Genomic DNA, 25,453 nt, shown 5'->3' with positions numbered 1-25,453 from the left:
ATGAATAAACATCAATTTCAACCCGATCTACCGCCACCAGCTAATACCGTCGGGATTATAGGCTGGTTACGTACCAACTTATTTTCCTCTTTGACCAATAGTATCGCGACATTTCTCTTAGGCTATTTTGCTATTTTAGGCATTTGGTACATCGTTGAATGGGCATTTATTAATGCTGACTGGACAGGTGATAGCCGTGATGCATGTACCAGTAGTGGTGCATGCTGGACATTTATTAACGTCCGTTTTGATCAGTTTATGTTTGGCTTTTATCCAACAGAAGAGCTGTGGCGACCTAAACTTTTTTACGCAACATTAGCCCTGTTCATTGGACTATTAGCTTACGAAAAAACACCTTATCGTGGATGGATATGGCTATTTTTCGTCAACATTTATCCATTCATTGCCGGCTTCCTGCTTTATGGTGGCGTATTTGGTTTACCGATTGTTGAAACGCACTTATGGGGCGGCCTATTAATTACCTTAGTAATTGCGATTGTTGGTATTGTGGTTTCTTTACCCATCGGCGTCGTACTCGCCTTAGGGCGACGTTCAGAAATGCCTATAATTCGTAGTATTTGTACGGTTTATATTGAGTTATGGCGTGGTGTTCCACTGATCACCGTACTCTTTATGGCATCGGTGATGCTCCCTCTTTTCCTTTCCGCCGAAATGGAAACCAATAAATTATTCCGCGCACTTATTGGTGTGGTGATGTTTAGTGCCGCTTATATGGCAGAGGTTATTCGTGGAGGCTTACAAGCAATCCCTAAAGGGCAATATGAAGCAGCGGATGCATTAGGTTTAACGTATTGGAAGAAGATGTACCTTATCGTTTTACCTCAAGCGTTAAAGATTACCATTCCCTCTATCGTAAATACGTTTATCGGCTTGTTTAAAGATACCAGCTTAGTCCTCATTATCGGTATGTTTGATGTATTAGGTATAGGGCAAGCAGCCACCAGCGATCCTGAATGGTTAGGCTTTGCAACTGAAAGCTATGTCTTCGTTGCTTTAGTCTTCTGGATTTTCTGTTTTGGGATGTCACGTTACAGTATTTATTTAGAAAACAAATTACACACTGGGCACAAACGTTAGCAAGGACAGCATTATGACGAGTAGTACTTCAAAACCTAACACGGATAACACCAGCTCTGATCTTATGATCCAGCTAACTGATGTGAATAAGTGGTATGGTCAATTCCATGTTCTGAAAAATATTAACTTACAAGTAAAGAAAGGCGAGAAGATCGTGATTTGTGGTCCTTCAGGATCAGGTAAATCAACCATGATCAGATGTATTAACAGCTTAGAAGAACACCAAAAAGGACAAATTATTGTTGGCGGTACAGAGCTAACTGATGATTTGAAAAATATCGAATTAGTACGTAAAGAAGTCGGCATGTGTTTCCAGCACTTCAACCTCTTCCCTCACCTAACGGTATTAGAAAATTGTACCCTTGCTCCTATTTGGGTGAAGAAAATGCCAAAGAAAGAAGCAGAAGCCCTAGCGATGAAGTACCTTGAGCGCGTTCAAATTACCGATCAAGCAAATAAATTCCCAGGACAACTTTCTGGTGGCCAGCAACAACGTGTTGCTATCGCCCGCTCACTTTGTATGAATCCGCAAGTTATGCTTTTTGATGAGCCGACATCAGCACTCGATCCTGAAATGGTTAGAGAAGTGCTTGATGTTATGGTTGAATTGGCAAATGAAGGCATGACGATGCTTTGTGTGACTCACGAAATGGGGTTTGCACGACAAGTTGCTGATCGGGTTATATTCATGGATCAAGGTGAAATCATTGAAGAAAATAATCCACATGATTTCTTTGATAATCCAAAATCTGATCGTACTCAACTGTTCTTAAGCCAAATATTACATTAATTCGTATAATTTAAATGTTTCAAAGAAAACAAGTGATTAGTAGCGCTAACCATAGTTACTTTGAAACATTTACTTACACATTTGTCTGATTTTCATCGCCGCGGTTAAGTAATATACGAGCTAAGTGATGATAACGTGCTTCAGTACAAATATTTTAATGTTGAGTGCTTAGTTAAACTTGCTTTTATGGTAATTTAGCCTCATATATAAATTAATAGTCTCAATATAACTACCCTAAGGGGATTTTTATGAACGATCGTATAGTTAATCGTGACGGCGGTTACGAAGGCTTACTATCTACCAACAAGGTTCTACGTAACACCTACTTCCTACTTTCGTTAACTTTGTTATTTTCTGCAGGTATTGCAGGTGTAGCGATGGCAATGAATGTACCGCCTGTACACTGGATTGTATTACTTGTAGGTTTCTATGGTTTAATTTTCTTAACCGAACGTAACCGAGATAGCAGCTTAGGCTTAGTTTTCGTCTTCGCACTGACTGGATTTATGGGTTATACCTTAGGTCCAATTCTAAACATGTATGTTGGCGCGGGTATGGGCGATGTTGTAATGACTGCCCTAGGTGGTACAGCAGTAACTTTCCTTGGCTGTTCAGCTTACGCACTAACAACTAAACGTGACCTATCGTTCTTAAACGGTATGTTAATGGCAGGCTTTATCGCAATTCTTGTTGCAGTGGTTGCTAATATCTTCTTGAAGATGCCAATGCTGTCACTTGCTATTAGCGGTATGTTTGTTCTGTTCTCATCAGCTGCAATTCTATTGACTACACAGTCAATTGTTCGTGGTGGTGAAACAAACTACATTTCAGCGACAGTAACGTTGTACGTTTCTATCTACAACCTGTTCCTAAGCTTGTTGCAAATTCTTGGTGTTATCAACAGCGATAATAACTAATAGCAACCGCTATTCTTAATACTAAATGCCCGCTATCTTGCGGGCATTTTTATATCAGAAATAGTCAAATACATGAACATAGTGAACAGTTTTACTTGCAGCGCCGTACCACACTCACTATGCTTTGAGCCGTAATGAATACCGAGGCTCACCATGCTTGAATTTAATAAAAAAGAAATCGAAACAGATGCACAAGGCTATCTGAAAAATGTTAGTGACTGGTGTGAAGAACTTGTCCCTTTACTTGCAGAAGAAGAAGGGATTGATCTTTCTGCTGCGCACTGGGAAGTGATCCATTTTGTACGCGAATTTTATTTAGAATTTAATACATCACCGGCTGTCCGTATGTTGGTTAAAGCAATGGCGAAAAAATACGGCGAAGAAAAAGGAAATTCTCGTTATCTTTATCGCCTATTCCCTAAAGGACCAGCAAAACAAGCAACAAAATTAGCCGGATTACCGAAACCAGTAAAATGCATTTAATTCACTACTGTTACTAACCCTCCGTGGTCACAGGATACGCATTGACTTGCTATTTTGTGACCCTCTGTTATTGACAACAATGTCTACTTAATCGTAAATCCATCAACATGCCGCCATTCCAACTCTTCCGTTGTTATTGACTTAACATCAGCTAGCTTTACCCCGCTCCCTAACCAAAGTAATAACGCATCTATATTTTCTTTTTCACCACAAGCTAAAATTTCCACACTACCATCAGGTAGGTTTTTCGCATAGCCTTTTAAACTGTATTTCAACCCTTCATGAGCAGTGTGAAAACGAAAACCCACCCCTTGCACACGACCTGTAATATTCGCTCTTATACATAACTGTGACATTCATCACCTCAAGTTCTAAGTAATTTTGTCGATGTATATGTAGTTACACCATCAATGTTATCTCGCAACCACTTATCTATGCTCATTAGGATGTAAGTATGAAAGAAGTCGCTTTTCGATGGATCGATAAATACCTTATACATTTAAAAATTACAGAAAAATTTTACTTACTTTTTCTTCTTCCGTTTGCCGCTATTATCTTTGTTAGTGCTATTTTAGTTGATGCCGCCTCTCAACAACGCTTAGAAATAACACAGCAACAACTAAAGCTGACCGCTAACATCCTCCAACAACAAAATATTTCTTCTACTGATGCTGCCATTTTACTGCAAAATAGCGCAATAAAAGTGACAAATTCATCATCAGAATCTGTATTAGTGAATGGTCAAAATTATAGTTTACAAGCTGTCACACAGACTGGATTATTTGATTATTTATCAACAACTCAGTTTATAGTCACTGGCATTTTATTTGTTATTATTCTTGCTTCTGTGTACTACATCATGACCTTCATTGGCGGTGCGATGTTTAATATGCAAAAAGCGCTACAAAGTTTAGCCGATGGGGATCTCACCCACCGATTAAATTTCTTTCCTGTTCGAGATGAATTTAGCCTGATTGCTATCACAATTGATAAAGTCGCAGAACGTGAACAACAGTTAGTACTCGCAACGCAACAAGCTGTCGCGCTTATGCAACAAATAAGTGTGGATTTACATCGTCGCAGTGATAACAGTGGTGATTTATCACAATCTCAACAAAGCCATTTAGATTCACTCGCAAGTGCGACTGAAGAAATGGCAAGCTCAATTCGTGAAGTTGCTACTCACGCCCACGAAACATCACTGCAAACTCAAGAAGCACAATCGGTGAGTGAAAATGGTCGTGTAAAAGTAAGCGAAACAAAAAATGCCATTTCGATTCTTTCTAATGAAATTAATTCCGCCGCTCAAGCAGTATCTGCGTTAGATAGCAATGCGGCAAAAATTGATGACGTTGTCACAACCATTAATGGTATTTCAGAACAAACTAACCTACTTGCACTAAACGCAGCAATTGAAGCGGCACGTGCGGGTGAACAAGGGCGTGGGTTTGCCGTTGTTGCAGATGAAGTACGTACCCTTGCTGGGCGTACCCAAAGTGCTACTGTTGAAATTCAGCAAATGATTGAATCACTGCAACAAAATAGCCAACAGCTCATTGCTGTTATGAAAAATACCGTTGATAACGCCATTAACAGTGAACAATTAATGGATTCTGTTGATAGCGAAATTGGCCAAATTAACGAACGAAACCAAGGGATATCTGATCGTAGTTCCGAGATTGCAGCAGCTGCAGAACAACAAGGTGCTGTTGCTGAAAATATCGCAAGCAGCGTTGAACAGGTTCGCACCCAATCCAGTCAGATAGCACAGATGATCAGTGAATCTAGTAATGAGATTGAACAACTGAGCCAGCAAGCACAAACCCTTGAACACTTAATGAGTGGTTTAAAAGCCTCATAACCAGTTCCATTGCTTAAGTCCTCTTTTATGCCGCTATCTTGTTTGTATCCGATAAGATAGCGGCTTTTTCATTTGATTTTATATGCCTAGAGAAAGATAATACGCCCCCACTCGAATTCCATACTGGGCATGTTCATGACAGCTTCTATTTATTTGGTAAAAGGCCGCGAAAAATCACTACGTCGTCGCCACCCTTGGGTTTTCTCTCGCGGTATTGATCGCATTGAAGGTAAACCAGGCTTAGGCGAAACCGTCGATATTTACGACAACAAAGGCGAATGGTTAGCAAAAGGCGCTTATTCACCACAATCACAAATTCGCGTTCGCGTATGGAGTTTTGAGAAAAACGAAAATATCGACGTTAACTTCTTTATTAAACGTCTAAACCAAGCACAAGGTTTGCGCGATATTTTAGCTAAGCGTGATGGCTTAACAGGTTATCGTTTAATTGCAGCAGAATCTGATGGCCTACCGGGCATTACGATTGACCGTTACCAAAACTTTTTAGTTTGTCAGTTACTCAGTGCTGGTGCTGAAGCACAACGTGATGTGCTGATTGAAGCGCTTCAACACTGCTACCCAGAATGCAGCATCTACGAACGTTCTGATGTTTCTGTGCGTAAAAAAGAAGGCTTGAAACAACGTACAGGCGTTCTTCATGGTGAAGAGCCACCTAAATTTGTAATGATTGAAGAAAACGGCGTTAAAATTAACGTTGATATCGTCGGTGGCCATAAAACAGGTTTCTATCTTGACCAACGTGACAGCCGTGAAGCTTCGGTTAAATACGTTAACGGCAAACGTGTCCTTAACTGTTTCTGCTACACCGGTGGTTTCGGTCTTTATGCACTGAAAGGCGGCGCTAAAGAAGTAGTTAACGTTGATGTCTCTCAACACGCGCTTGATACTGCATTACAAAATGCACAAGACAACGGCTTTCCTGTTGAAAATGCACAATTCTTAAATGCTGATGTATTTAAATTACTACGTGAGTACCGTGATCGTGGCGAGTTATTTGATGTTGTGATTATGGATCCACCAAAGTTTGCTGAATCTAAATCTCAGCTTGTTGGTGCATGCCGTGGTTACAAAGATATCAATATGCTAGCAATGCAAATTCTTAAACCTGGTGGTACGTTACTGACTTACTCTTGCTCAGGTTTAATGGATAACGGTTTATTCCAAAAAATCATTGCAGATGCGGCACTTGATGCTAAACGTGAAGTTCAATTTATTGAGCGTTTTAGCCAAGCAGCGGATCACCCATTAGATAGCGCCTACCCTGAGGGTTTCTACCTAAAAGGATTTGCGTGTTACGTTAAGTAATCATCAAATTAGCTTTAATTAGTGCCTAATGTAACGAAAGCCCAATGAGCATAACTCATTGGGCTTTTTATTTTCTAACTGTTTATAAGCTTAATTACAAATAGACATTATTTGTCATTGGTATTAATAAAAGAATACAATAAGAAAATACCAATAGCGCATTTAGCTATCAACAAATACAAGGAATTAACATGAAATTACGTACAGCACTTTTAACCTTAGCCGTTTGTGGTGTGAGCTTCTCTTCTTTTGCTAACGTTTCGCTTACACTACCCGACTCAGCTGATCTTGTGCTTGTTAATGGTACAAAAGCGCAAGGTAACGGTCCACTGTCATTAAAAGATGGTGATAATCAAATCGCTTTTCGCTATGAAACTAATTACCGTGAAAACGGCGATACTCACCTATTCAAATCTGAAGTTGTGATCGTCACATTTGATGGTACAGACGCACACTACACATTGAATCTACCTAAAATTCATAGCCAATATGAAGCTAGAGCATTTAACAAGCAGCCAAATGTTGTAATTACAGACAAACAAAATAATGATATCGCCATTAAGCAGGATGTATTAATCAAAAATGGCGTGCAAATTGGACGAAATTTTCAGCAAGAAATCGCTAAGTATAATTTAAGTAACGCACCAGCAGCTCTAACCACTGCAATTTCTGTTTCTGTACCTCAAGTACAACAAATAGCTGTTGAAAAAAGTGGAAAAGTCGATCAAGCCTACGTAACCAAGATGCTAAATTACTGGTACAAAAAAGCAGACAAGGCTACGCAAGAACAATTCAAATCTGCTATTAACAAATAAGTAATTTATAAAACTTTTTCTAATCAATAGGATAGCTTACAACTTGTGGCTATCCTACATATTGCATTATAAAAACACTGCGCAAAAAAAGCATTTAACCAGCACTCCTCCGACCACAAAAAAGCCCTAAATACTGTTGAAGACTTGCTTTTAATTCAATAACAGCAAGTTTATTTACATTTTTTTTACACCTTTCCGAGAGCATGTCTGAAGATCAGTACATCGCATCGTGCAAATTTAGCTATCAGCATTATAGTTTTTTTACGGCACTCAAAAAGATTCACAAAAGAATAACGGACAAACTGAGTGTTGCTTATTTTACTGAAACTAAAAGGATACCTAATGGATAATGGTAAACATGGAACGATGAGGAAAGGGATTTTCACTCTTAGTACTCTAACTATGTCATGCTTATTTGCATTCAACGCACAAGCTGCTGTTGATTGTACTGACCTTACAGAATGGAAAAGTGACAGCGTTTATACTGGCGGCGATCAAGTTAAACAAGCGGGTGTTGCTTATAAAGCAAATTACTGGACACAGAATAATTCTCCGAAAGACAACAACGGTCCGTATTCACAATGGGTTCAACTCGATCTTTGTTCTGGTGGCGAGCCACCTATCGACCCACCAGTTGATCCAGTAGAAAATGCAGCACCTACAGCAAGCCTTACAGCACCAACAGCAACAACGGCTATCACAACCGGTGAAACTGTTCTCATCAAAGCAAATGCAACCGACACTGACGGTACTATTGCGAAAGTTGACTTCCTAGTCGACGGACAAGTTGTTGGTTCAACAACAACAGCACCATACGAGTTTGCATGGACCGCAACAGAAGGCGTACATAGCCTTTCAGCAATGGCTTTTGATGATAAAAATGCAGCAAGCAGCCAAGCAAGTGTTAGCGTCGATGTTGCACCTGAAGGACCTGTTAACGAAGCGCCTACCGTTTCTGTTGCTGTTTCAGCGACAAGTGTGGAATTAGGTGAAGTTATTACCATTACTGCTGATGCTGCAGATACTGATGGCACGGTAGAAAAAGTTGATTTCTACGTAAATGGCGCACTGGTTGGCACCGCAGCTACAGCCCCTTATGCTCTTGAATACACAACGGTTCAAGCTGGCAATGCAAAAATCTTTGCTCGTGCAACTGATGACCAAAACAAAACTTCTGATTCTGCCGTAAGTTCTGTTGCAGTTAATGGCGCTGTTGTATCAAATGGTTGTCGTCCTGACGGTTTATACCAAACTGAAGGCGTAAATGTGCCTTACTGTTCTATCTATGATGAAGATGGCCGTGAAATGATGGGGGTTGATCACCCTCGTCGTGTTATTGGTTACTTCACTAGCTGGCGTGCAGGCGATGATCCTCAAAGTAGCTACTTAGTTAACGATATTCCATGGGAACAACTAACTCACATTAACTACGCATTCGTTAGTATTGGTGAAGACGGTAAAGTTAATATCGGTGACACATCAGATCCAAGTAATGCCGCTGTAGGTATGGAATGGGATGGCGTTGAAATCGACCCAGCACTTGGCTTTAAAGGTCACTTCGGTGCACTTGCAACAGCAAAAGCGAAACACGATGTTAAAACATTAATCTCTATCGGTGGCTGGGCTGAAACAGGCGGCCACTTCGGCACAGATGGTGGTCGTGCAGCTGATGGTGGATTCTACACGATGACAACAAATGCTGATGGTTCTATTAACCATGCAGGCATTGAGAAATTCGCCACATCTGCTGTTGAAATGTTACGTAAGTACAAGTTCGATGGCCTTGATATTGATTACGAATACCCAACGTCTATGGCGGGTGCAGGTAATCCATACGATAAAGAGTTCATGGAACCGCGTCGTCCATACCTATGGGCTTCTTACCAAGAACTGATGAAAGTACTTCGTGAAAAACTGGATGTTGCTTCAGCAGAAGATGGCATTCACTACATGCTAACGATTGCAGCACCATCATCTGGTTACCTACTACGTGGTATGGAAACATTTGATGTAACGAAATACTTAGATTATGTAAACATCATGTCTTACGACTTACACGGTGCTTGGAACGACCACGTTGGTCATAATGCTGCGCTATTTGATACAGGTAAAGATTCAGAGTTAGCACAGTGGAACGTATACGGCACTGCAGCATACGGTGGTATTGGTTACCTTAATACTGACTGGGCTTACCACTACTTCCGTGGTTCAATGCCTGCTGGTCGTATCAATATCGGTGTTCCATACTACACCCGTGGTTGGCAAGATGTTAAAGGTGGGGATAACGGTCTATGGGGTCGTGCAGCACTACCTAACCAGTCTGAGTGTCAGGCTGGTACTGGTGAAGGCGAGAAGAACAACTGTGGTTACGGTGCTATCGGTATCGACAACATGTGGCACGATCTTGATCCAAATGGTAAAGAAATGGGTGCCGGTTCTAACCCAATGTGGCACGCGAAAAACCTTGAGCAAGGTATCTTCGGTTCGTACACAGCCGCTTATGGCTTAGATCCTGTTAATGATCCACAAGATAAACTTGTTGGTTCGTATACCCGTAATTACGATGATGTCGCTGTTGCACCATGGCTATGGAATGCAGAGAAGAGCGTATTTATCTCTACAGAGGATAAAGCATCGGTTGGCGTGAAAGCTGACTACGTAATTGATAAAGAAATCGGTGGTATCATGTTCTGGGAGCTTGCAGGCGACTACAACTGTTACTTATTCGATGCAAACGGTAAGCGTACTAACACTATTGACGCAACTGAAAAGGCATGTGCTTCTGGTAACGGTGAGTACCACATGGGTAATGCTATGACGAAAGCTATCTACGATAAGTTTAAGTCAGCAACTCCATATGGTAATACAATCGCAACAGGTGCAATCCCAACTCAAGCAATTGATATTGCAGTTAACGTTAGCGGCTTCAAAGTTGGTGACCAAAACTACCCTATCAACCCAACCGTAACCTTTACCAATAACACAGGTACTGATTTACCGGGTGGAACTGAATTCCAGTTTGATATTCCAGTATCTGCACCCGATAACGCGAAAGATCAATCTGGTGGTGGTCTGAAAGTCATCTCTTCTGGTCATACTCGTGGTGATAACATTGGTGGCTTAGACGGAACAATGCACCGTGTTGCCTTTACTCTGCCTAAGTGGAAAACATTACCAGCGGGTGAAAGCTACGAGCTAGACTTTATTTACTACCTACCAATCTCAGGCCCTGCTAACTACTCAGTGAATGTAGATGGTAATGAGTATGCGTTTAAGTTTGAGCAACCAAACCTACCTATCGGTGATTTAAATGCCGGTGGTGGTAATAATGGTGGCGGCGATACGGGTGGTAATAATGGCAACTGTGATTCAGATGGCCTAAATACTTACCCTAACTGGCCTCAGACTGATTGGCAAGGTACGCCAACTCATGCTGGTAGCGGCGATGAAATCATCCATGATGGTGCTGTATACAAAGCTAACTGGTGGACATCATCAGTACCAGGAAGTGACGGTAGTTGGACGAAAGTTTGTAACATCTAAATCAACGTCTAAGTAAAGTCCTACAAGCAGGTAGTTCGCTACCTGCTTTTTTAGTCACTGAAATCTAGAAAATAGGCTTTTATATAAATAAGATCGTTTACGTGGTTATTTTTCAACGCAATTTCATTTTTTCCAATAAAAAGAATTATTTTTACTTTAGTGAGTACCATTATATTTTTATATCTTAAAACAATTACTTAGTAGCCTATCATCGACTAAACGTGTGATTTACACATCCCAGATAAACTGATATCTATAAATATAATTAAATGCTGTTCTTTTTTATAACTCACTGTTATTTATTGTTTATCTTTAATTCTTTATGAAATAAACATCGCTCAATGCATTCCCTTAAGGCATAGCACTACATTCACACTACCTATTAATTCGTTATTTTTATGCTAAAGTTTAGCCCGCAAAACATCCACGTAAGCATTGTTCGATGGTAGTACTGACTTAATGAAAAAAGCAATATGTCTAATAATTTTGATCATGTGTTCTTTGTCATTCCAAACATCAGCACATGCTCTTCATACTGAAAGAAAGAATACTGATATCGTAGTAGATTATGTTTACCAAAAAGCACATCTTAAAAACAAAATTAACTACGACGTATTTAAACAAGCCTTTATTGCGTATAACAAAACCAAAGGCAAAAAAAAGTCATTACTGACAATCATTGATTATAGTAAACCATCAACACAAAAAAGATTTTATGTGATTGATTTAAAACAAAACAAATTACTTTACAAAACATACGTATCGCATGGCATGAATAGCGGTTTGCTTAAAGCCGATAAGTTTTCGAATCAAGTAAATTCGCACAAAACGTCACTGGGTACATTTTTAACCGAATCGACTTATATAGGTGGTAATGGTTATTCTCTTAAACTAAATGGCTTAACCCGTGGTAAAAATGACAACGCACTAAAACGCTATATTGTTATTCATGGTGCAAAATATGTTTCTGAAAAGTTTATTAAACGTAATGGCTATTTAGGTCGTAGTTGGGGCTGTCCAGCCCTACCTGAAGCAATTGCAAAGAAAATTATTGATACTATCAAAGGCGGTAGTGTTATTTTTGCTTACGCTTAATTTATTCATTGAAACGGGCTGTTAGTATTTAGCTAAAATAAGTTAAATGATAACAGCTTTTTTGTACCTCTATTTTCAATCAAGCCTTTTACTCCCTATAACTCATCCGTTAAGTTGTGATTTACTGTGTAATGTTAGAATGGTTTTAATTTTGCGAGGTTTAGTATGAATAAAGCACTTGTTGTTATTGATTTTATTAATGATATCGTTGATTTAAACGGGAAAATACCTAGTTGTGCTCAACAAGTTATTGATAATAATACAATTGAAAATGCAAACCGCTCAATTCTATGGGCACAAAGCCAACATATTCCTTGTATTTATGTCAAAGTAGGTTTTCATAATCACTATCTCGATCTCCCCCTACACTCGCCAATGTTTGGTAAAGCGCAATCTATCAATGCATTAAACTTGAACGATTGGGGAACACAATTTCATCAAAATTTACGGATAAGTAAAGACGATATTGTGATCACTAAACCAAGAGTCAATCCTTTCCATAACACACAGTTAGATAGCGTATTAAGTGCAAATAAGATCACTGATATTTATTTTTGTGGGGTAAGCACAACATGGGCGATTCAATCTGCGGCTAGAGATGCTCATGATAGAGATTATCAGGTGCATATTATTGCAGATGCTTGTACAGCGGCAACAGAAGAAGAACACAATATTTCACTTGCAACCTTGGCTCGCATAGCAACAATACACCAATCAACGGATATTAAATAAAAGCGATGTGAGTTTCATACTGGTATGAATGGTTGAAATAAATAAACCGCATATTCTTTTTTATAGCAACAAGATATTATGCGGTTTTATTATGATTTAAATATCATCTTCCCAAGGCATATCAGGAAGCGCTGCTAAGTTTTCGCTATAACGCTTGAGATCAAATTTACCATCATTTTTCATAACATCAAAAACTTCAATGGATAATGCGCACGCTATCATTTGAATTGCTTCATCTCGTGGTGTACCTGTCATTACAAGACGCATTAGCGTTTCTTTAACAACTAACGGCTCACCGTCAGCAAGTTGATTTTCAACCGTCTCAACAAGCATATCGCCTGTCATGATATCTTCATTTTCCATTTATAACAGCCTATCTAAAATTTGACATATTCTAACTTAACTCGTTAGGTAATAGCTAACCTAGACCAATAAGCTAAACAATATGTTTAATCATTAACCTTAAGCAATGATAACAACGCAGGTGTTGCCTCTTTCATTGATGTAAACGAATGCTGAGCCTGAGCAGTTAATTCTATATTATGACTATTTACAAAAACCGCATAGGTATTAGCACTCAGTGCTGACATTAATCCAGTACGGCTATCTTCTACTGCAACCGCCTTTTCAGGCAGCACACGCATTGTTTTACAGGCCTGTAAATATACATCTGGCGCAGGTTTATTATTTGCCACTTCATATCCACTGAATACATGCTCAAAGAGTGCTAACCAGCCATGTTGCGCTAAAACACCTTGCACGTAATCTTTTGGAGCTCCGGTGACGACAGCCATCGGCACTTTACCCGATAAGGTTTTGAGCAATTCATCCACACCAGGCATCGGTGGTATGCCTTTTTCAACGATCATCTTCTCTGTTAATGCTTCCATCTCTTCAATCATTACCGTTTCCGTTAGCGGTATATTGTATTGATAGATAAAGTGCTCTGCGATCTGAGGCCAAGTTACGCCAGCGTACTGAGACATGAACGTCTCAGAATTTAGTTCAACGCCATAGCTAGCTAAATACTGACTCCAATTCACAGCATGAAAGCGCTCAGAGTCAACGAGTGTGCCATCAAAATCAAAAAATATCGTTTGCATGTACTACCTGAAAAATACGAATAATTCTTACTTTATAGCACGACTATGATTATCCATGTAGCTTGTTAGTTAAACATCTGTAAGGATCGTACAAGCTGCATTCTGTTCAAGTAATCTCATTACCTGTTTGATTTCAACGGCAGGGCTAAAATAGAAACCTTGAATATAGTGGCAGCCCATTTTAGATAAAATACGCACTTGAGCTTCAGATTCAACACCTTCAGCAACAACATCTAGGTTTAGCTTTCGGCTCATATCCATCACGAGAGAAACTAAAATTTGGCTTTCAACACTATGTTCTATATCAATAATGAAACTTCTATCAATTTTAATGACATTTGGTTTATTGGCGATAATAGCTGACATTGAGGAATAACCTGTGCCAAAATCATCAATCGCAATAGATATCCCTTTTTGAGAAAATTCAGATAATAATTCCAAAATATTATTACCTTCATCTAATGCTGCAGATTCGGTTATTTCAATCATGATTTTATCAAACGGTAAGTTATATCGTTCAATAACATCGTAGATATATTTTTGATCACAGCTTGAGAACTCACGAACAGAACGATTTATAGATATACAAATATCAGTAAAACCCTGCTGACGAATATCTGCAAGATCACAACACGCTTTATCAAAAACTATTTTCCCAAGATCACCAATCAGGCCATATTTCTCTGCCATCTCAACGAAAATAACAGGTGATATATACCCTTCTTCTTCATCAAACCAACGCGTAAGAGCTTCAAACTTACATACTTTACCTGTTTCAATGTCAATAATTGGCTGATAATAAACTTGTATTTTATATTCTGATATAGCTTTAATCAGACGATCTTTCAACCTTAATTGACGTATATATTCCGCTTGTAATTTTCCATCATAAATAGAAATACCATTACACCCATTACGCTTTTGTTCATACATTGCATAATCAGCATTCTTTAATAAATCTAGATGTGTAAAACCACTTTCTGGATACGACGAAATACCAATACTAATTGTAATATCCAATTTAATAGTGTCGATATAAATAGGTTGAAGCAATACGCCTATTAAATCTTCAGCATATTTTTTAGCTTCAGAAGATGAATAGCCTTTGAGTAAAATAGCAAATTCATCACCACCATATCTACAGACTAAACTGTCATCACTACAATGTTTTAATAACGTTTCAGCAATATATTTTAGAAGTTTGTCACCTACAGCGTGACCGTATAAATCATTGATTGCTTTAAAGTCATCAAGATCAATAAATAGAATGGAAAACGCCTGATAACAACGATCGTCTGCTTTGTTGTCTTTAACAAATACGAGTTCTTTTTCTACCATTTCACTAAAACAACGGCGATTCATAAGTGTGGTTAGCGCATCATTATTCGCATAAAAACGTAATTTTTTTTCTGTTTGTTGGCGTACGCTAACGTCATGAAAAACACCAAGATAGTTAACGACTTCATGATTATCATCTTCAATTTTATTTATTGTCATTTCTTCAGGATAAACATGACCATTTTCCCGGCGATTATAGAGCAGTCCTTTCCATTGGCCTGTCGTTTCCACACTATGCCACATGTTTTCATAGAACCGTTTATCATGCATGCCAGACGCTAATATGTTTGGATTTTTTCCGATCACATCCTCTTTTTTATATCCTGTCACTTGCTCAAATGACTTATTTACCGTAACAATATTATTGCAGTGATCAGTAATAACAATACACTCTGAAGTATTATCAAAGACAGTTTTTGCTAAATTCAATTGCTGAACAGTTGATATTGATTCTGTGATATCAGTTAACACACCAGCTATTTTTTCATTTTTACCAAAAGCATCAACTTCAACAACACGACCTTCACACTTAAACCAACGATCAGTTAAATTGCTATCATTATTAACTGAAGAAGGATTTGTTCTAAATTCAAAACTAAATAACTGACACTTATTTTTTTTAATTTTTTTGAAAGCATTAATTGCAGCTCTTCGCTCATCTTTATGAATGATTGATATCCAATCATGAAGCGAATTAACTTTACCACTTTCAACTTGCAAAAGATCCCATATTTTAGGTGATGTTATTGTCTGATTATTTGAAAAATCATACTCCCATACACCTTCTATAATTGCATTATAAGTAACATGTAATTTATTTGATGTTATAGAGAGCTCTGATGATAAATGATAAAACTCAGTTATATCTTGAACAATGCCACGTACTAGGTTTGTATTTCCATTATCATCTTTAAATATATTCGATTCATTTCTAACATATTTAATTTTCCCACTCGGCAATAATAAACGATATATAATATTATAGCTTGAATGTGATGATATTATTATATTATTCATAAAATGAATAACACGATCTCTATCTTCAGGATGGATGTATTCCTGAACTAATTTCAAATTTGGGGTTAGCTGCTTATCGACTTCATAAATATGGTATACTTCTTGACTCCAAGTAAATGTGTTTGTCTGTACATCCCATTGCCAATTACCCAACTTAGCAACACGTTGAGATGACTCCATCTCACTTAACAACAGTTTTTGCTCAGCTAGTAATGCTAAGTAATGAAGCTCTGAACCTAATTGTTGACCAATACCCTCACACCAATTAAATTGTAAAGGTGTTAAAGTAGTGGGTTGTTCAAACAAGCAAACGAGGATACCTATCACATCATCATATTTTGAAAAAATAGGAATACCTAAATATGCTTCAAAACCATACTCAACCAGTAATTTATCTTTAGGATAAACAAGATACGCTTGCGAGCTCAGCAAGTATATTGCACCGCTTTCTAACACTTTACGACAAGGTATATCATCTAGCATATAGCTAATATTACTGACTTTTTTGTTACCATTGACGTAATAAGCTAATGACGTTGCTTTTGTACCAGTTTTATTAAAATAGGCTATATAAAAATGATCTGGCTTTAATTCATCATATACCGATTGCATGGTTTTACAGATAAAATCTTTACCATATTGGTTTCGTTTTAAAGCTTTTAGTTCAGTAACCATTAAATGCTCTAACCTAGCTGTTCTGAATTTGATTTATTTATAAAGTTTATGATTTGAATATACAGTATCATTTAATTGAAAAAAAGTTTCTAGACATAGATGCCTAGATTTGTCATGCCTATTTTGATTTAAATCAGATTACGTATTAGCTTTTAAGCAATAATTCTATGTTTTATTGCATTTTGAAAATAAATATATGAAACATATTCTATAAAACTTTAGCCTTTAAGGCTTTTATCATATAAGAAATACTATCTTACTGATTAAAATATCTTACTATTTTCAATAATTGATATAATCAATATTAATAGCATCGTGTTTAATTTAATATTTAATTCAAATATATTACATATTAAAAAGATAAAAAGGAGCCAAAAGCTCCTTTTTTATCATTAATTAACGAGAGATATCTAATTGATTACCTGTAACCCCATTAGTTCGGAACCAACCAGCGATACTAAAACGACGTTGTGTTGCTGGCAACACTTCATGAGGGAAGAATTCAGATAAGAATACAACTAAACGCCCCGCTTTTGGGTCTAATGTTGCTAATTCATTATCATCTAAATCATACATTTTTAAACGACCACCGTGTTCGGGTAGCCAATCATCATTAAGGTAAAATACCGTTGTTAATTTACGATTTTCTTGACCACGAAAACAATCTAAATGCTTTTGATAGAAATCACCGTGCTCATATTTGGCAAAATGTGCTTCATATTCAAATAAGCCAAGAAAAAAGTGACGATTCACCTCTAGGCGAATTTCATTCATTCGTTTTAAAAAATTGGCAACAGGCTCTCCCATCTCAGCCGAGAGCCATTGAATTTTATCGCTTCGAATAGATTTTTGGGTGGTATATTCATCTTTTCGGCCAATTCCCGCTTGGCTCCAATCATCGGGAATGCAAGCTTTAAGTGCTTTAACCTCATCCTGAGCTAAAAAGTCATCCCAGACAAACCAACCTTGCGTGAATAAAGCATCAATAAGTTTGTCGTAATTCATATTCGTTCCAATCGAGATAAAAAAAGATTTATATCGCCTGTTGGTGTTGAGAGCAAATCAGAAAATTTATACTCAAATGCAATTTTTCTACTGCTGTGATGTTTTGTTACACCATTAATAAAAACCACATTATGATTAAAATAAATGATATTGTGTTTGCTGGTTTTTACTTAATTCATCAATCGACTTTACCCCATGGAAATGCTCAATCCATGCAATATTACTTCTCGGAAACTCTATTTTAATAGCTTTTTTAATGTTTTTTTTCAACGCACTAGACTCAGATACAATATTCTGCTCAATGTAGCCAAACTGCTTAAACACATAATCTGTTGATGACTGTTTCAATACTTTAAAACCACGATCTTTTTTAAAAGTCAGTACTTCAAATGCATCACCAACCTGCATCGACTTTAAAAAACGTTCACAACCTGATTCAACCTGAGAAATATGTAACTTTGACATTAGCAACCTCTTAATCAAGTAAATCTGTTTTCGCTATCAATTTACAAAAATGTGCTTTTATGAGTACTTCACTAATAAAAATCACTGTCAGTACTTCATCTTTCACTGTAAACGCAACCCTAAATGCAACATCAGGTTTCACAATAATCTTATATTCTAAGACTCTCAATTTAGAAGAAAAAGCATGAGGTACCGATTTAATTTTACCATTATGTAACGTTAATAAGAGCGGTAATCGTTCACGAAGGTCACACATGATTGCTTCTTCGTAACAGGCATGTTGATGGAAAAACTTACGTAAATGTCGATTGTTATCTATACAAATATTCATGCTTTTTTCTTTTCATATAAGAATTTTAAAAAGCATACGCTGCAGACTAATAGTTAGAAATATAAATATTTTTAAGGGAGGGTTAAGTGATAGTTAATCTCTAGAAGCTAAATGATAGCCCTTAAGATAGGGCGTACCATTAAGTTTTTATTTTTGCTATACGTTATTTAGCCGTTACACGCAGATTATTTTTATTATCTCTATTTTGGCGAATATGTTCATCACTTTGAACAATATTCTCCTGCTTTGCTAGGCGATCATATAGCACAACATTGACGGAGGCAGCTAAATTCATGCACCCGACAGTAGGAACATAAACAACATGATCGGCTTTGTCTGCAACATCTTGTGCGATTGAACCATCTTCAGGGCCAAAGATGTAAATCGCTTTTTCTGGATGCGTAAAATGAGGAAGTAATGTTGCGCCTTCTGCAAAATCGACACACACAATCTTCATATCTACGGGTAGATCATCAATCATTGATGCTACCCCAGTCAAAGGAATTGTCTGTTGCATTTGTTTCGTGTCAGTTTGAAACTTTGCCGCTTTATCATATCGGGTTCCTGTATATAAAACCGCATCCGCCTGATAACACCCTGCAGCTCTTAGTACTGCTCCAACATTTGTAGGGCTTTTAGGGTTAGTTAACCCAATAATGACTGACGCCTCTTTCATTGCTAGATGTACCTTTTCATTGTAATAAAAACGAAGATTAGAGCTTTATTTTACCAAAGCTCTAATAATGACGATATTGATCGTTGTGCTCAACAATCAACGGAATTAATGAGGAGTTAGTCTATTTCTTCGTGTTCTGCGATGCGAGCACGACGAAGTGCAGCTTCTTCCATCACAGCATTTATTTCCGCCATCACGCTATCAATATCTGCGTCGGCATCAGTTTCAACATAAATACCGGTTAGTTCAGTCTCTGGCTTTAATGTTCCAGCTTCAAATAATGCCCACATTTCTTTTGCGTATTGTGTATTAAGCAACTCAGGTACATATTGACCATAATAGTTAGCCATATTTTTAACATCACGCTCAAGCATCCATTTGGCATTATTATTGGCTGAGGCATCTACTGCTTGCGGTAAATCAATAATAACAGGGCCATTAGCATCCACTAACACATTAAACTCTGATAGATCGCCATGAATAAGGCCGATGCATAGCATACGTTTAACATAGTTAATCATTAGCTCATGGTGGTGTAATGCCTGATCTTTAGTTAGCGTGATATCGTTGAGTCGAGGTGCAACATTACCATCTGCATCGGTGATCAACTCCATCAATAATACGCCATCAAAACAGCCATAAGGCACAGGCGCTCGTATATCAGCTTTGGCTAACAACGACAACGCATCAACCTCAGCTTGCTGCCACACTTTTTCTTGTTCATCACGGCCAAACTTAGAGCCTTTTTCCATCGCTCGAGCACGACGACTATTGCGCACCTTTCGCCCCTCTCGATATGAGACGGCTTTTTTAAAACTACGTTGATCTATTTCTTTGTAAACTTTAGCGCAACAGATTTTTCCACCACTGCGAACAACATATACGGAAGCTTCTTTGCCACTCATTAATTGTGATAAAACATCATCAATAAGGCCATCCTCTACAAGAGGTTGTAATCGTGGGGGTATCTTCATTGCACCTACATAAATTAATTACAAAACAAACTTTCAATTTATCGCATTATCACTTGCTTTGAATTTTTAACAAGCATCGAAATCAATTTATTCTTATTCTCTTCAAATCGCTCTTATATTTACTAAGAAATCGTTCGATTTGGTGAGTGAAAGTGAGCTTCTAGTACTACTAAATAATTGAACCAACATCAAATCGACAAATGTAATATACCGTGTATCTATAGTGAAGTATTTCGGCTATCACAATACCTCTACTAAATTTACCGAAGTTATGCTTACTTGCCTTCCTCACGCTAATCTTTAACAAAAAAATAACAACTATTAATGATCAGCAACGCTTTTAGCCAAGGAATGCATATGAACAAAAGAATTAAATATCTTCCCTTCTTATTACCTCTATTTAGCTTTAATGCTCAGGCAAACTCAATCGAGTGGGTTAATGGTAAAACCAAGGTCGTTAATGGCGATACCGTTATATACAATGAACAATGTTATATCGCACAAAATAATCCAGGCTCATGGGAAACACCTTCACCATCGTCTAATTGGTTTTGGCAACCGACCGAATGCGGTGGTTCCCCCCCTCCAACATGCAAGGATAATCAAGAGTTAATCGATGACATTTGTGTCGATATTGTTGAACCTGTGGTCTGTCCAAATGGTCAAATATTGGTTGATAATATCTGTGTCGATGAAACAACACCTCCGGTATCTGATATCACGTTATGGATTGCGGGAGAAACAAAAGTTAATAACGGTGATATTGTTAGCTACCAGTCTCAATGCTTTGAAGCTAAAAATGGTCCTGGATTATGGGAAACACCTAAGTCATCATCATGGTTTTGGAATGAAACAAGTTGCCCAGATACGCCCCTAGAACCGATTGAGTGCCCTGACGGCTCTACCGCACCAACGATTGCAGAATGTCCTACTGAACCACCAACAGAAGTTACTTGCCCTGACGGCACTATCGCCGAAAACTACGATAGCTGCCCTGCAACACAAGCTATTTTTGTTAGCCCTAATGGCAACGATAATAATAACGGCTCATTCACTAAGCCTTACAAAACCCTAAAGAAAGCTTTATCTCAAGCTAAAGCAGGCAGCATTATTGAACTGGCAGAAGGCCGTTATAAAACAGCAGAAGTCATTGATAAGGCTAACGGGATCAGCGAAGCACCCATAGTGATCAGAGGAAATAACAGCGTCTTTGATGGCACCATAGATATTACGACACCATGGCAACGACACGACGGTAATATTTACAAAACGCAAATCAATCAAGATATTTGGCAACTGTTTATTGACGATAAAATGGTGATGTCAGCGCGTTGGCCTAATGCTCAATTAAGTGATAGCTCACTGTGGGATATGAAGTCGACATGGCGTCATCAAGCCCCTGAAAGTCGTTTCGGTGAAATGATTGATGAACGCCCGTATGAAAAGATCACTGTTAAAAACAGTGGTAATGAATATCAACCTCTTCCTAGTGATGTAAACACACAATCACTAGCTGATTCAGGTATTGATGCAACAGGTGCCATTGCCATCATGAACATTGGTTCTTGGTTGAACTGGGCACAAGTGATTGATAGTCACACGGTTGGTAGTGATCGCTTTACCTATAGTACCGATTTTTCTCAATCAGGCACTGCGATGAAAAAAGCCGCTACTAATATGCTCTCTAAAGGCAATTTTTGGGCGAATAAAAACGGCAAATATGAAGAAGGCCACTATTACCTTGAAGGTAAACTCGCGCTATTAGATAGTCCCAATGAGTGGTTCTTTGATAAGCAAACGAAAACCGTTTATTTATGGGCACCCGATAATGCTGATCCTAACCAGCTTCATGTGCGTGGTAAGCAACAGACCTATGGCTTAACCATCCGAAATTCTAGCCACCTTATTTTCGATAATGTCGACTTTTTTGCGACAGCATTTACAGTGATAAGCTCACAGTCTATTACCTTTAATGATCTTGATGCGAAATATTACGCGTATTCAAAGCGCATGTTAGGTGACTTAACTCGCCCTCAAACCATTAAGTTTATTAATAACAATAAAGCCATCACAGAAACACACAACAAGATCACCAATAGTTACCTTGCTTACACTGATGGACCTGCGTTTGAGATGATCAAAGAAAACAGTAACGTGGTAGATAATAACCTTATCCATGATATTGACTATTCAAATCTAGGTACAGGTGGTGAAGGCTCCATTAACATGGCTTCACAAAGCCAGAATATCACTTTTAGCAATAACACTTTTCATACCGCAGGTAACTCTGAAGGTGTACGCGTTGGCGCTCGCTCTAAAGTCATTGGTAACCATGTATACAACACCAGTCTATTACAACATGATGGCGCAGCAATCAATGTGGGGATTGATGAACAAGCAGGCACAGAGATCGCTTATAACTGGGTACACGATACACCAAAAGCAGGTATTCGTTTTGATGGTGTCGAAGGTGCGGCTAAAACAGGTAAAGATGGCTTAGTTCATCACAACGTTGTGTGGAATAGCGCCTTCAATATTATTAAAGGTGATACGCAAGGTACCTACAATAACTTGATGTTTAATAACATCATCACAGATCTAATCATCTTTAATAAAGCGTCAGCCGGTGGATTGAATGACAGCTCTGAAACGCTAAACAACTTAGTAGGGACACTTCAAGGGCGTAAATCGGGTACTAGCGAGCAATTAACTGTCCCGGGTATGGTAGCGAATAATATAACAGGTAATACATCTGAGATCTTAAGCCACTTAAGGGGCGCTTATTGGGGTGACTTTAGACCGAAAGATAACGCAATGACCATTGATATGGGAACAACTAACAGTAGTTTAATGGCGATTGATTATCTTGGCTCTTTCCCTGATATTGGCGCTTATGAATATGGAGCTCCTAACACTTGGATTCCAGGTCATAGGCATTCAATCGCCTCTAACCCTGTCCCTTTTGATAAGGCTGCCAATGTTGATCTGAATATTGAATTAATGTTCTCACAGGATCTCAACCGATTTAGTTATGATGTCTACTTAGGTAAGAATATCGACGCCTTATTACCCATTGATAAAGTAGATAATAAGTATAGCTTGAATGATCTTTTGCCAAATACCCAATATTACTGGCGTGTCGATGTTATCGATGATAGCAAAGTAACGACTGGAAATATTTGGTCATTTCATACTAAGTAACCAAAAGAAAGCCTCAGTCTCTTTGATTGAGGCCTTCTTAATATCACCGCTGTTATTACAGCGGTTTATATTATCTAATAAGCCACTTATCACATTGATATATATATCATATTTATAACATCAACAAGCTTAAAAAAATAAAATATCACCGCAAATAAGTAAAAATATTTGATGATGAATAGCATATTAAAAGTATACTCTTATCTAGATCTTTCGCTAATATACTAAATAATTATATTTTCATTTGTTATATAAATAGGATTATCTCATTGAACTTTATTTTGGATAATATTGTAGCAATAACATTATCTTTATTACTCTTTAACTTTGTTATTAGTTGGTTATTTCGTTCTAAAGCGTTTGCCATTATTCGAGGCGTTATTTTAACTTTTTATAGTTTAGTTTTTCTTAGCTTATTTAGTACGTTAGTGAGTGTTATACCTCCCTTCATTATATTACTATTATGCAGTTTAGTATTTATAGACACCTTTCTTCTTCTACGACCAAAGATGCAACCTTTTTGGGTTAGAATATTAATTAATTGGCCTGGGCAATGGTTTTTAGGATCAACGATAATCGCCTTCCCTTGGGCAATATGGTTACTTTTTTTCAAAAGTGCCGACTTCTTATATGTTCCCTATATACTCGGTCTGATAGGTGTCTTACAAAATTTTCGCATAAACGAAGAGAATATATTTATTGACCTTAATAATAAGGCTCAGCCATCAGATTTGAGTCGATTAGATTTAGCAAATCCGACTTTAAATAGTGATGAAAATCTACATATTATACAATTAACAGATCCTCATTTAGGTCCATATATGTCTGTTGCTAGGCTCGAGCGCATTTGCAAAAGTGCAGTAGCGAAAAAGCCGGATCTCATTTTGTTAACGGGTGATTTTTTAACCATGGAATCAAAAGGATCAACACAAGTACTGTCACAATCACTGAGCCCACTTAAAGAATATAGTGGAAAAGTATTTGCATGTATGGGTAACCATGATTACGAAGCGCCTGAAATAGTAAAAGAAGCATTAGCTAACAATAATATTCATTTATTAATTGACGAGGCTCAGATAGTACAAACTCGTCTAGGCCATGTTCAAATTATTGGTTTTGATTTTCATTTTAAAGATAGAGCGTCAAAACTTCTTAGAGCAATTGGTAACTTACCTAATAAAAGCAAAGTCATTGCAAGTATTGCAATGTTACATGATCCAACACATATCCGAGATATTCCGACAAAGAGCCACTCTATAGATTTATTTTTAAGTGGTCATACCCATGGTGGGCTTATAGGGTTAGTGAGCCTCGGTTTTAAAACGACGGTGATCAGTTTATTGTCCAAATCCCCTGATCATGGGCTATGGGGAATGGAAAACACAAAATTATATATACATCGTGGCACTGGTCATTATGGTTTTCCTTTTCGGTTAGGTGTTCCGACTGAACATAGTGTTATCAACGTTATCTTAAATAAATCAAAATAACATTAACTGAGTAGTACAGTGAACAACTCACTGTACTACCTTCTTTTAGTGACCAATGCTCTCAAATAAGCTTTAAGTACAAGTATGCATAATAACGGCGGTTTAAAACAAAATAGGAAAGCAACCAGAAAAAGACAGGGCTAAGTTTTTGATTAGACTAGAAACAACAAAGCCCAAGCGTGAGCTGAGGCTTTATCGTTTGTACTGGTGCCCGAGGACGGACTTGAACCGTCACTCCCGAAGGAAACGGATTTTGAATCCGTCGTGTATACCAATTTCACCACTCGGGCTTAATTATTAGAGAATGGAGGCGCGTCCCGGAGTCGAACCGAGGTCCACGGATTTGCAATCCGCTGCATAGCCACTCTGCCAACGCGCCATTTTTACTTCTCAATTAGATGGTGCCCCGGGCCGGACTTGAACCGGCACAGCGCGAACGCCGAGGGATTTTAAATCCCTTGTGTCTACCAATTCCACCACCAGGGCACGCAATTTCTTGCGATGGTTAGACACCATCT

The 25,453-nt window shown here is 38.0% G+C and carries 21 protein-coding genes and 3 tRNA genes; 12 read left to right on the top strand and 12 right to left on the bottom strand.

Going from position 1 to position 25,453, the window contains the following annotated elements; translation table 11 throughout:
* The 4 genes from C9J46_RS11635 to tusE all read left to right on the top strand — a co-directional run bounded on the left by C9J46_RS11635 (position 1) and on the right by tusE (position 3,288).
* Positions 1–1,098, top strand: a complete 1,098-nt coding sequence (locus C9J46_RS11635; RefSeq protein WP_107206366.1) for an amino acid ABC transporter permease — start codon at positions 1–3, stop codon at positions 1,096–1,098.
* A 13-nt stretch (positions 1,099–1,111) separates the two neighbouring features.
* Complete coding sequence (locus tag C9J46_RS11630) at positions 1,112–1,888, top strand: amino acid ABC transporter ATP-binding protein (protein WP_369917481.1); 777 nt, start codon at positions 1,112–1,114, stop codon at positions 1,886–1,888.
* 248 nt (positions 1,889–2,136) lie between these two features.
* Positions 2,137–2,805: a Bax inhibitor-1/YccA family protein gene (locus C9J46_RS11625; protein WP_005368338.1), complete on the top strand. Its 669-nt coding sequence runs from the start codon at positions 2,137–2,139 to the stop codon at positions 2,803–2,805.
* A 153-nt stretch (positions 2,806–2,958) separates the two neighbouring features.
* Positions 2,959–3,288, top strand: coding sequence for a sulfurtransferase TusE (gene tusE / locus C9J46_RS11620; RefSeq protein ID WP_005368340.1), 330 nt, complete (start codon positions 2,959–2,961; stop codon positions 3,286–3,288).
* Between the two features lie 83 nt (positions 3,289–3,371).
* On the opposite strand, the gene yccX is transcribed toward tusE, so the two are convergent.
* On the bottom strand, positions 3,372–3,644 hold the full coding sequence (gene yccX, locus C9J46_RS11615) for an acylphosphatase (protein WP_107206365.1): 273 nt from the start codon (positions 3,642–3,644) through the stop codon (positions 3,372–3,374).
* Positions 3,645–3,742: 98 nt separating this feature from the next.
* Here yccX and C9J46_RS11610 point away from each other — a divergent pair, with 98 nt between their 5' ends.
* The 6 genes from C9J46_RS11610 (at position 3,743) to C9J46_RS11585 (ending at position 12,660) form a co-directional block, all read left to right on the top strand.
* Complete coding sequence (locus C9J46_RS11610; protein WP_107290930.1) at positions 3,743–5,149, top strand: methyl-accepting chemotaxis protein; 1,407 nt, start codon at positions 3,743–3,745, stop codon at positions 5,147–5,149.
* A 135-nt stretch (positions 5,150–5,284) separates the two neighbouring features.
* Positions 5,285–6,475, top strand: a complete 1,191-nt coding sequence (locus C9J46_RS11605; RefSeq protein WP_107290929.1) for a class I SAM-dependent methyltransferase — start codon at positions 5,285–5,287, stop codon at positions 6,473–6,475.
* 191 nt (positions 6,476–6,666) lie between these two features.
* Entirely contained in the window at positions 6,667–7,290 is a 624-nt protein-coding gene (locus C9J46_RS11600) for a DUF2057 domain-containing protein (RefSeq protein WP_107206363.1), read from the top strand.
* A 342-nt stretch (positions 7,291–7,632) separates the two neighbouring features.
* The gene (locus C9J46_RS11595; protein WP_107246906.1) at positions 7,633–10,833 is read left to right on the top strand and encodes a glycosyl hydrolase family 18 protein; all 3,201 of its coding nucleotides are present in this window, start codon (positions 7,633–7,635) and stop codon (positions 10,831–10,833) included.
* Between the two features lie 459 nt (positions 10,834–11,292).
* Positions 11,293–11,928 carry a murein L,D-transpeptidase catalytic domain family protein gene (locus C9J46_RS11590; RefSeq protein ID WP_199187088.1) on the top strand — a complete coding sequence of 212 codons (636 nt, stop codon included), beginning with the start codon at positions 11,293–11,295 and terminating at the stop codon, positions 11,926–11,928.
* 165 nt (positions 11,929–12,093) lie between these two features.
* Positions 12,094–12,660 carry an isochorismatase family cysteine hydrolase gene (locus tag C9J46_RS11585; RefSeq protein WP_107290928.1) on the top strand — a complete coding sequence of 189 codons (567 nt, stop codon included), beginning with the start codon at positions 12,094–12,096 and terminating at the stop codon, positions 12,658–12,660.
* Between the two features lie 96 nt (positions 12,661–12,756).
* On the opposite strand, the gene C9J46_RS11580 is transcribed toward C9J46_RS11585, so the two are convergent.
* The 8 genes from C9J46_RS11580 to C9J46_RS11545 form a co-directional block, all read right to left on the bottom strand.
* Complete coding sequence (locus tag C9J46_RS11580; RefSeq protein WP_107206359.1) at positions 12,757–13,023, bottom strand: hypothetical protein; 267 nt, start codon at positions 13,021–13,023, stop codon at positions 12,757–12,759.
* 86 nt (positions 13,024–13,109) lie between these two features.
* Positions 13,110–13,763 (bottom strand): HAD family phosphatase, encoded by a 654-nt coding sequence (locus C9J46_RS11575; protein WP_107290927.1) that lies wholly within the window; start codon positions 13,761–13,763, stop codon positions 13,110–13,112.
* Between the two features lie 69 nt (positions 13,764–13,832).
* On the bottom strand, positions 13,833–16,793 hold the full coding sequence (locus C9J46_RS11570) for a GGDEF and EAL domain-containing protein (protein ID WP_107290926.1): 2,961 nt from the start codon (positions 16,791–16,793) through the stop codon (positions 13,833–13,835).
* Positions 16,794–17,189: 396 nt separating this feature from the next.
* The gene (locus tag C9J46_RS11565; RefSeq protein ID WP_107287642.1) at positions 17,190–17,798 is read right to left on the bottom strand and encodes a 2OG-Fe(II) oxygenase; all 609 of its coding nucleotides are present in this window, start codon (positions 17,796–17,798) and stop codon (positions 17,190–17,192) included.
* A 135-nt stretch (positions 17,799–17,933) separates the two neighbouring features.
* On the bottom strand, positions 17,934–18,263 hold the full coding sequence (locus C9J46_RS11560; protein ID WP_107290925.1) for a hypothetical protein: 330 nt from the start codon (positions 18,261–18,263) through the stop codon (positions 17,934–17,936).
* 10 nt (positions 18,264–18,273) lie between these two features.
* Positions 18,274–18,594, bottom strand: a complete 321-nt coding sequence (locus tag C9J46_RS11555; RefSeq protein ID WP_107246900.1) for a hypothetical protein — start codon at positions 18,592–18,594, stop codon at positions 18,274–18,276.
* Between the two features lie 163 nt (positions 18,595–18,757).
* Positions 18,758–19,270, bottom strand: coding sequence for an RNA methyltransferase (locus C9J46_RS11550; protein ID WP_107206353.1), 513 nt, complete (start codon positions 19,268–19,270; stop codon positions 18,758–18,760).
* Between the two features lie 116 nt (positions 19,271–19,386).
* Positions 19,387–20,244 (bottom strand): PA4780 family RIO1-like protein kinase, encoded by an 858-nt coding sequence (locus tag C9J46_RS11545; protein ID WP_107206352.1) that lies wholly within the window; start codon positions 20,242–20,244, stop codon positions 19,387–19,389.
* Positions 20,245–20,601: 357 nt separating this feature from the next.
* On the opposite strand from C9J46_RS11545, the gene C9J46_RS11540 reads away from it, so the two are divergent.
* A complete protein-coding gene (locus tag C9J46_RS11540; protein WP_107290924.1) occupies positions 20,602–23,445 on the top strand; it encodes a right-handed parallel beta-helix repeat-containing protein in 2,844 nt (947 codons plus the stop codon).
* 269 nt (positions 23,446–23,714) lie between these two features.
* Complete coding sequence (locus tag C9J46_RS11535) at positions 23,715–24,935, top strand: metallophosphoesterase (RefSeq protein WP_107290923.1); 1,221 nt, start codon at positions 23,715–23,717, stop codon at positions 24,933–24,935.
* 205 nt (positions 24,936–25,140) lie between these two features.
* Here the strand turns inward: C9J46_RS11535 and C9J46_RS11530 are convergent.
* From C9J46_RS11530 to C9J46_RS11520, 3 genes are all read right to left on the bottom strand, one after another.
* Positions 25,141–25,225, bottom strand: a tRNA-Leu gene (locus C9J46_RS11530).
* Positions 25,226–25,240: 15 nt separating this feature from the next.
* A tRNA-Cys gene (locus tag C9J46_RS11525) sits at positions 25,241–25,314 on the bottom strand.
* Positions 25,315–25,334: 20 nt separating this feature from the next.
* Positions 25,335–25,421, bottom strand: a tRNA-Leu gene (locus C9J46_RS11520).
* Positions 25,422–25,453: the final 32 nt, after the last annotated feature.

Source organism: Photobacterium sp. GB-36 (assembly GCF_003026135.1).
GTDB lineage: Bacteria > Pseudomonadota > Gammaproteobacteria > Enterobacterales > Vibrionaceae > Photobacterium.
Note: the sequence above shows the minus strand (reverse complement) of the source record. Positions and strands in the feature narration are given on the sequence as shown.

Bases quoted from the DNA above. Each gene is read 5' to 3' on its own strand.
- C9J46_RS11635 (WP_107206366.1), top strand. From the start codon at position 1: ATGAATAAACATCAATTTCAACCCGATCTACCGCCACCAGCTAATACC.
- C9J46_RS11630 (WP_369917481.1), top strand. From the start codon at position 1,112: ATGACGAGTAGTACTTCAAAACCTAACACGGATAACACCAGCTCTGAT.
- C9J46_RS11625 (WP_005368338.1), top strand. From the start codon at position 2,137: ATGAACGATCGTATAGTTAATCGTGACGGCGGTTACGAAGGCTTACTA.
- tusE (WP_005368340.1), top strand. From the start codon at position 2,959: ATGCTTGAATTTAATAAAAAAGAAATCGAAACAGATGCACAAGGCTAT.
- yccX (WP_107206365.1), bottom strand. From the start codon at position 3,644: ATGTCACAGTTATGTATAAGAGCGAATATTACAGGTCGTGTGCAAGGG.
- C9J46_RS11610 (WP_107290930.1), top strand. From the start codon at position 3,743: ATGAAAGAAGTCGCTTTTCGATGGATCGATAAATACCTTATACATTTA.
- C9J46_RS11605 (WP_107290929.1), top strand. From the start codon at position 5,285: ATGACAGCTTCTATTTATTTGGTAAAAGGCCGCGAAAAATCACTACGT.
- C9J46_RS11600 (WP_107206363.1), top strand. From the start codon at position 6,667: ATGAAATTACGTACAGCACTTTTAACCTTAGCCGTTTGTGGTGTGAGC.
- C9J46_RS11595 (WP_107246906.1), top strand. From the start codon at position 7,633: ATGGATAATGGTAAACATGGAACGATGAGGAAAGGGATTTTCACTCTT.
- C9J46_RS11590 (WP_199187088.1), top strand. From the start codon at position 11,293: ATGAAAAAAGCAATATGTCTAATAATTTTGATCATGTGTTCTTTGTCA.
- C9J46_RS11585 (WP_107290928.1), top strand. From the start codon at position 12,094: ATGAATAAAGCACTTGTTGTTATTGATTTTATTAATGATATCGTTGAT.
- C9J46_RS11580 (WP_107206359.1), bottom strand. From the start codon at position 13,023: ATGGAAAATGAAGATATCATGACAGGCGATATGCTTGTTGAGACGGTT.
- C9J46_RS11575 (WP_107290927.1), bottom strand. From the start codon at position 13,763: ATGCAAACGATATTTTTTGATTTTGATGGCACACTCGTTGACTCTGAG.
- C9J46_RS11570 (WP_107290926.1), bottom strand. From the start codon at position 16,793: ATGGTTACTGAACTAAAAGCTTTAAAACGAAACCAATATGGTAAAGAT.
- C9J46_RS11565 (WP_107287642.1), bottom strand. From the start codon at position 17,798: ATGAATTACGACAAACTTATTGATGCTTTATTCACGCAAGGTTGGTTT.
- C9J46_RS11560 (WP_107290925.1), bottom strand. From the start codon at position 18,263: ATGTCAAAGTTACATATTTCTCAGGTTGAATCAGGTTGTGAACGTTTT.
- C9J46_RS11555 (WP_107246900.1), bottom strand. From the start codon at position 18,594: ATGAATATTTGTATAGATAACAATCGACATTTACGTAAGTTTTTCCAT.
- C9J46_RS11550 (WP_107206353.1), bottom strand. From the start codon at position 19,270: ATGAAAGAGGCGTCAGTCATTATTGGGTTAACTAACCCTAAAAGCCCT.
- C9J46_RS11545 (WP_107206352.1), bottom strand. From the start codon at position 20,244: ATGAAGATACCCCCACGATTACAACCTCTTGTAGAGGATGGCCTTATT.
- C9J46_RS11540 (WP_107290924.1), top strand. From the start codon at position 20,602: ATGAACAAAAGAATTAAATATCTTCCCTTCTTATTACCTCTATTTAGC.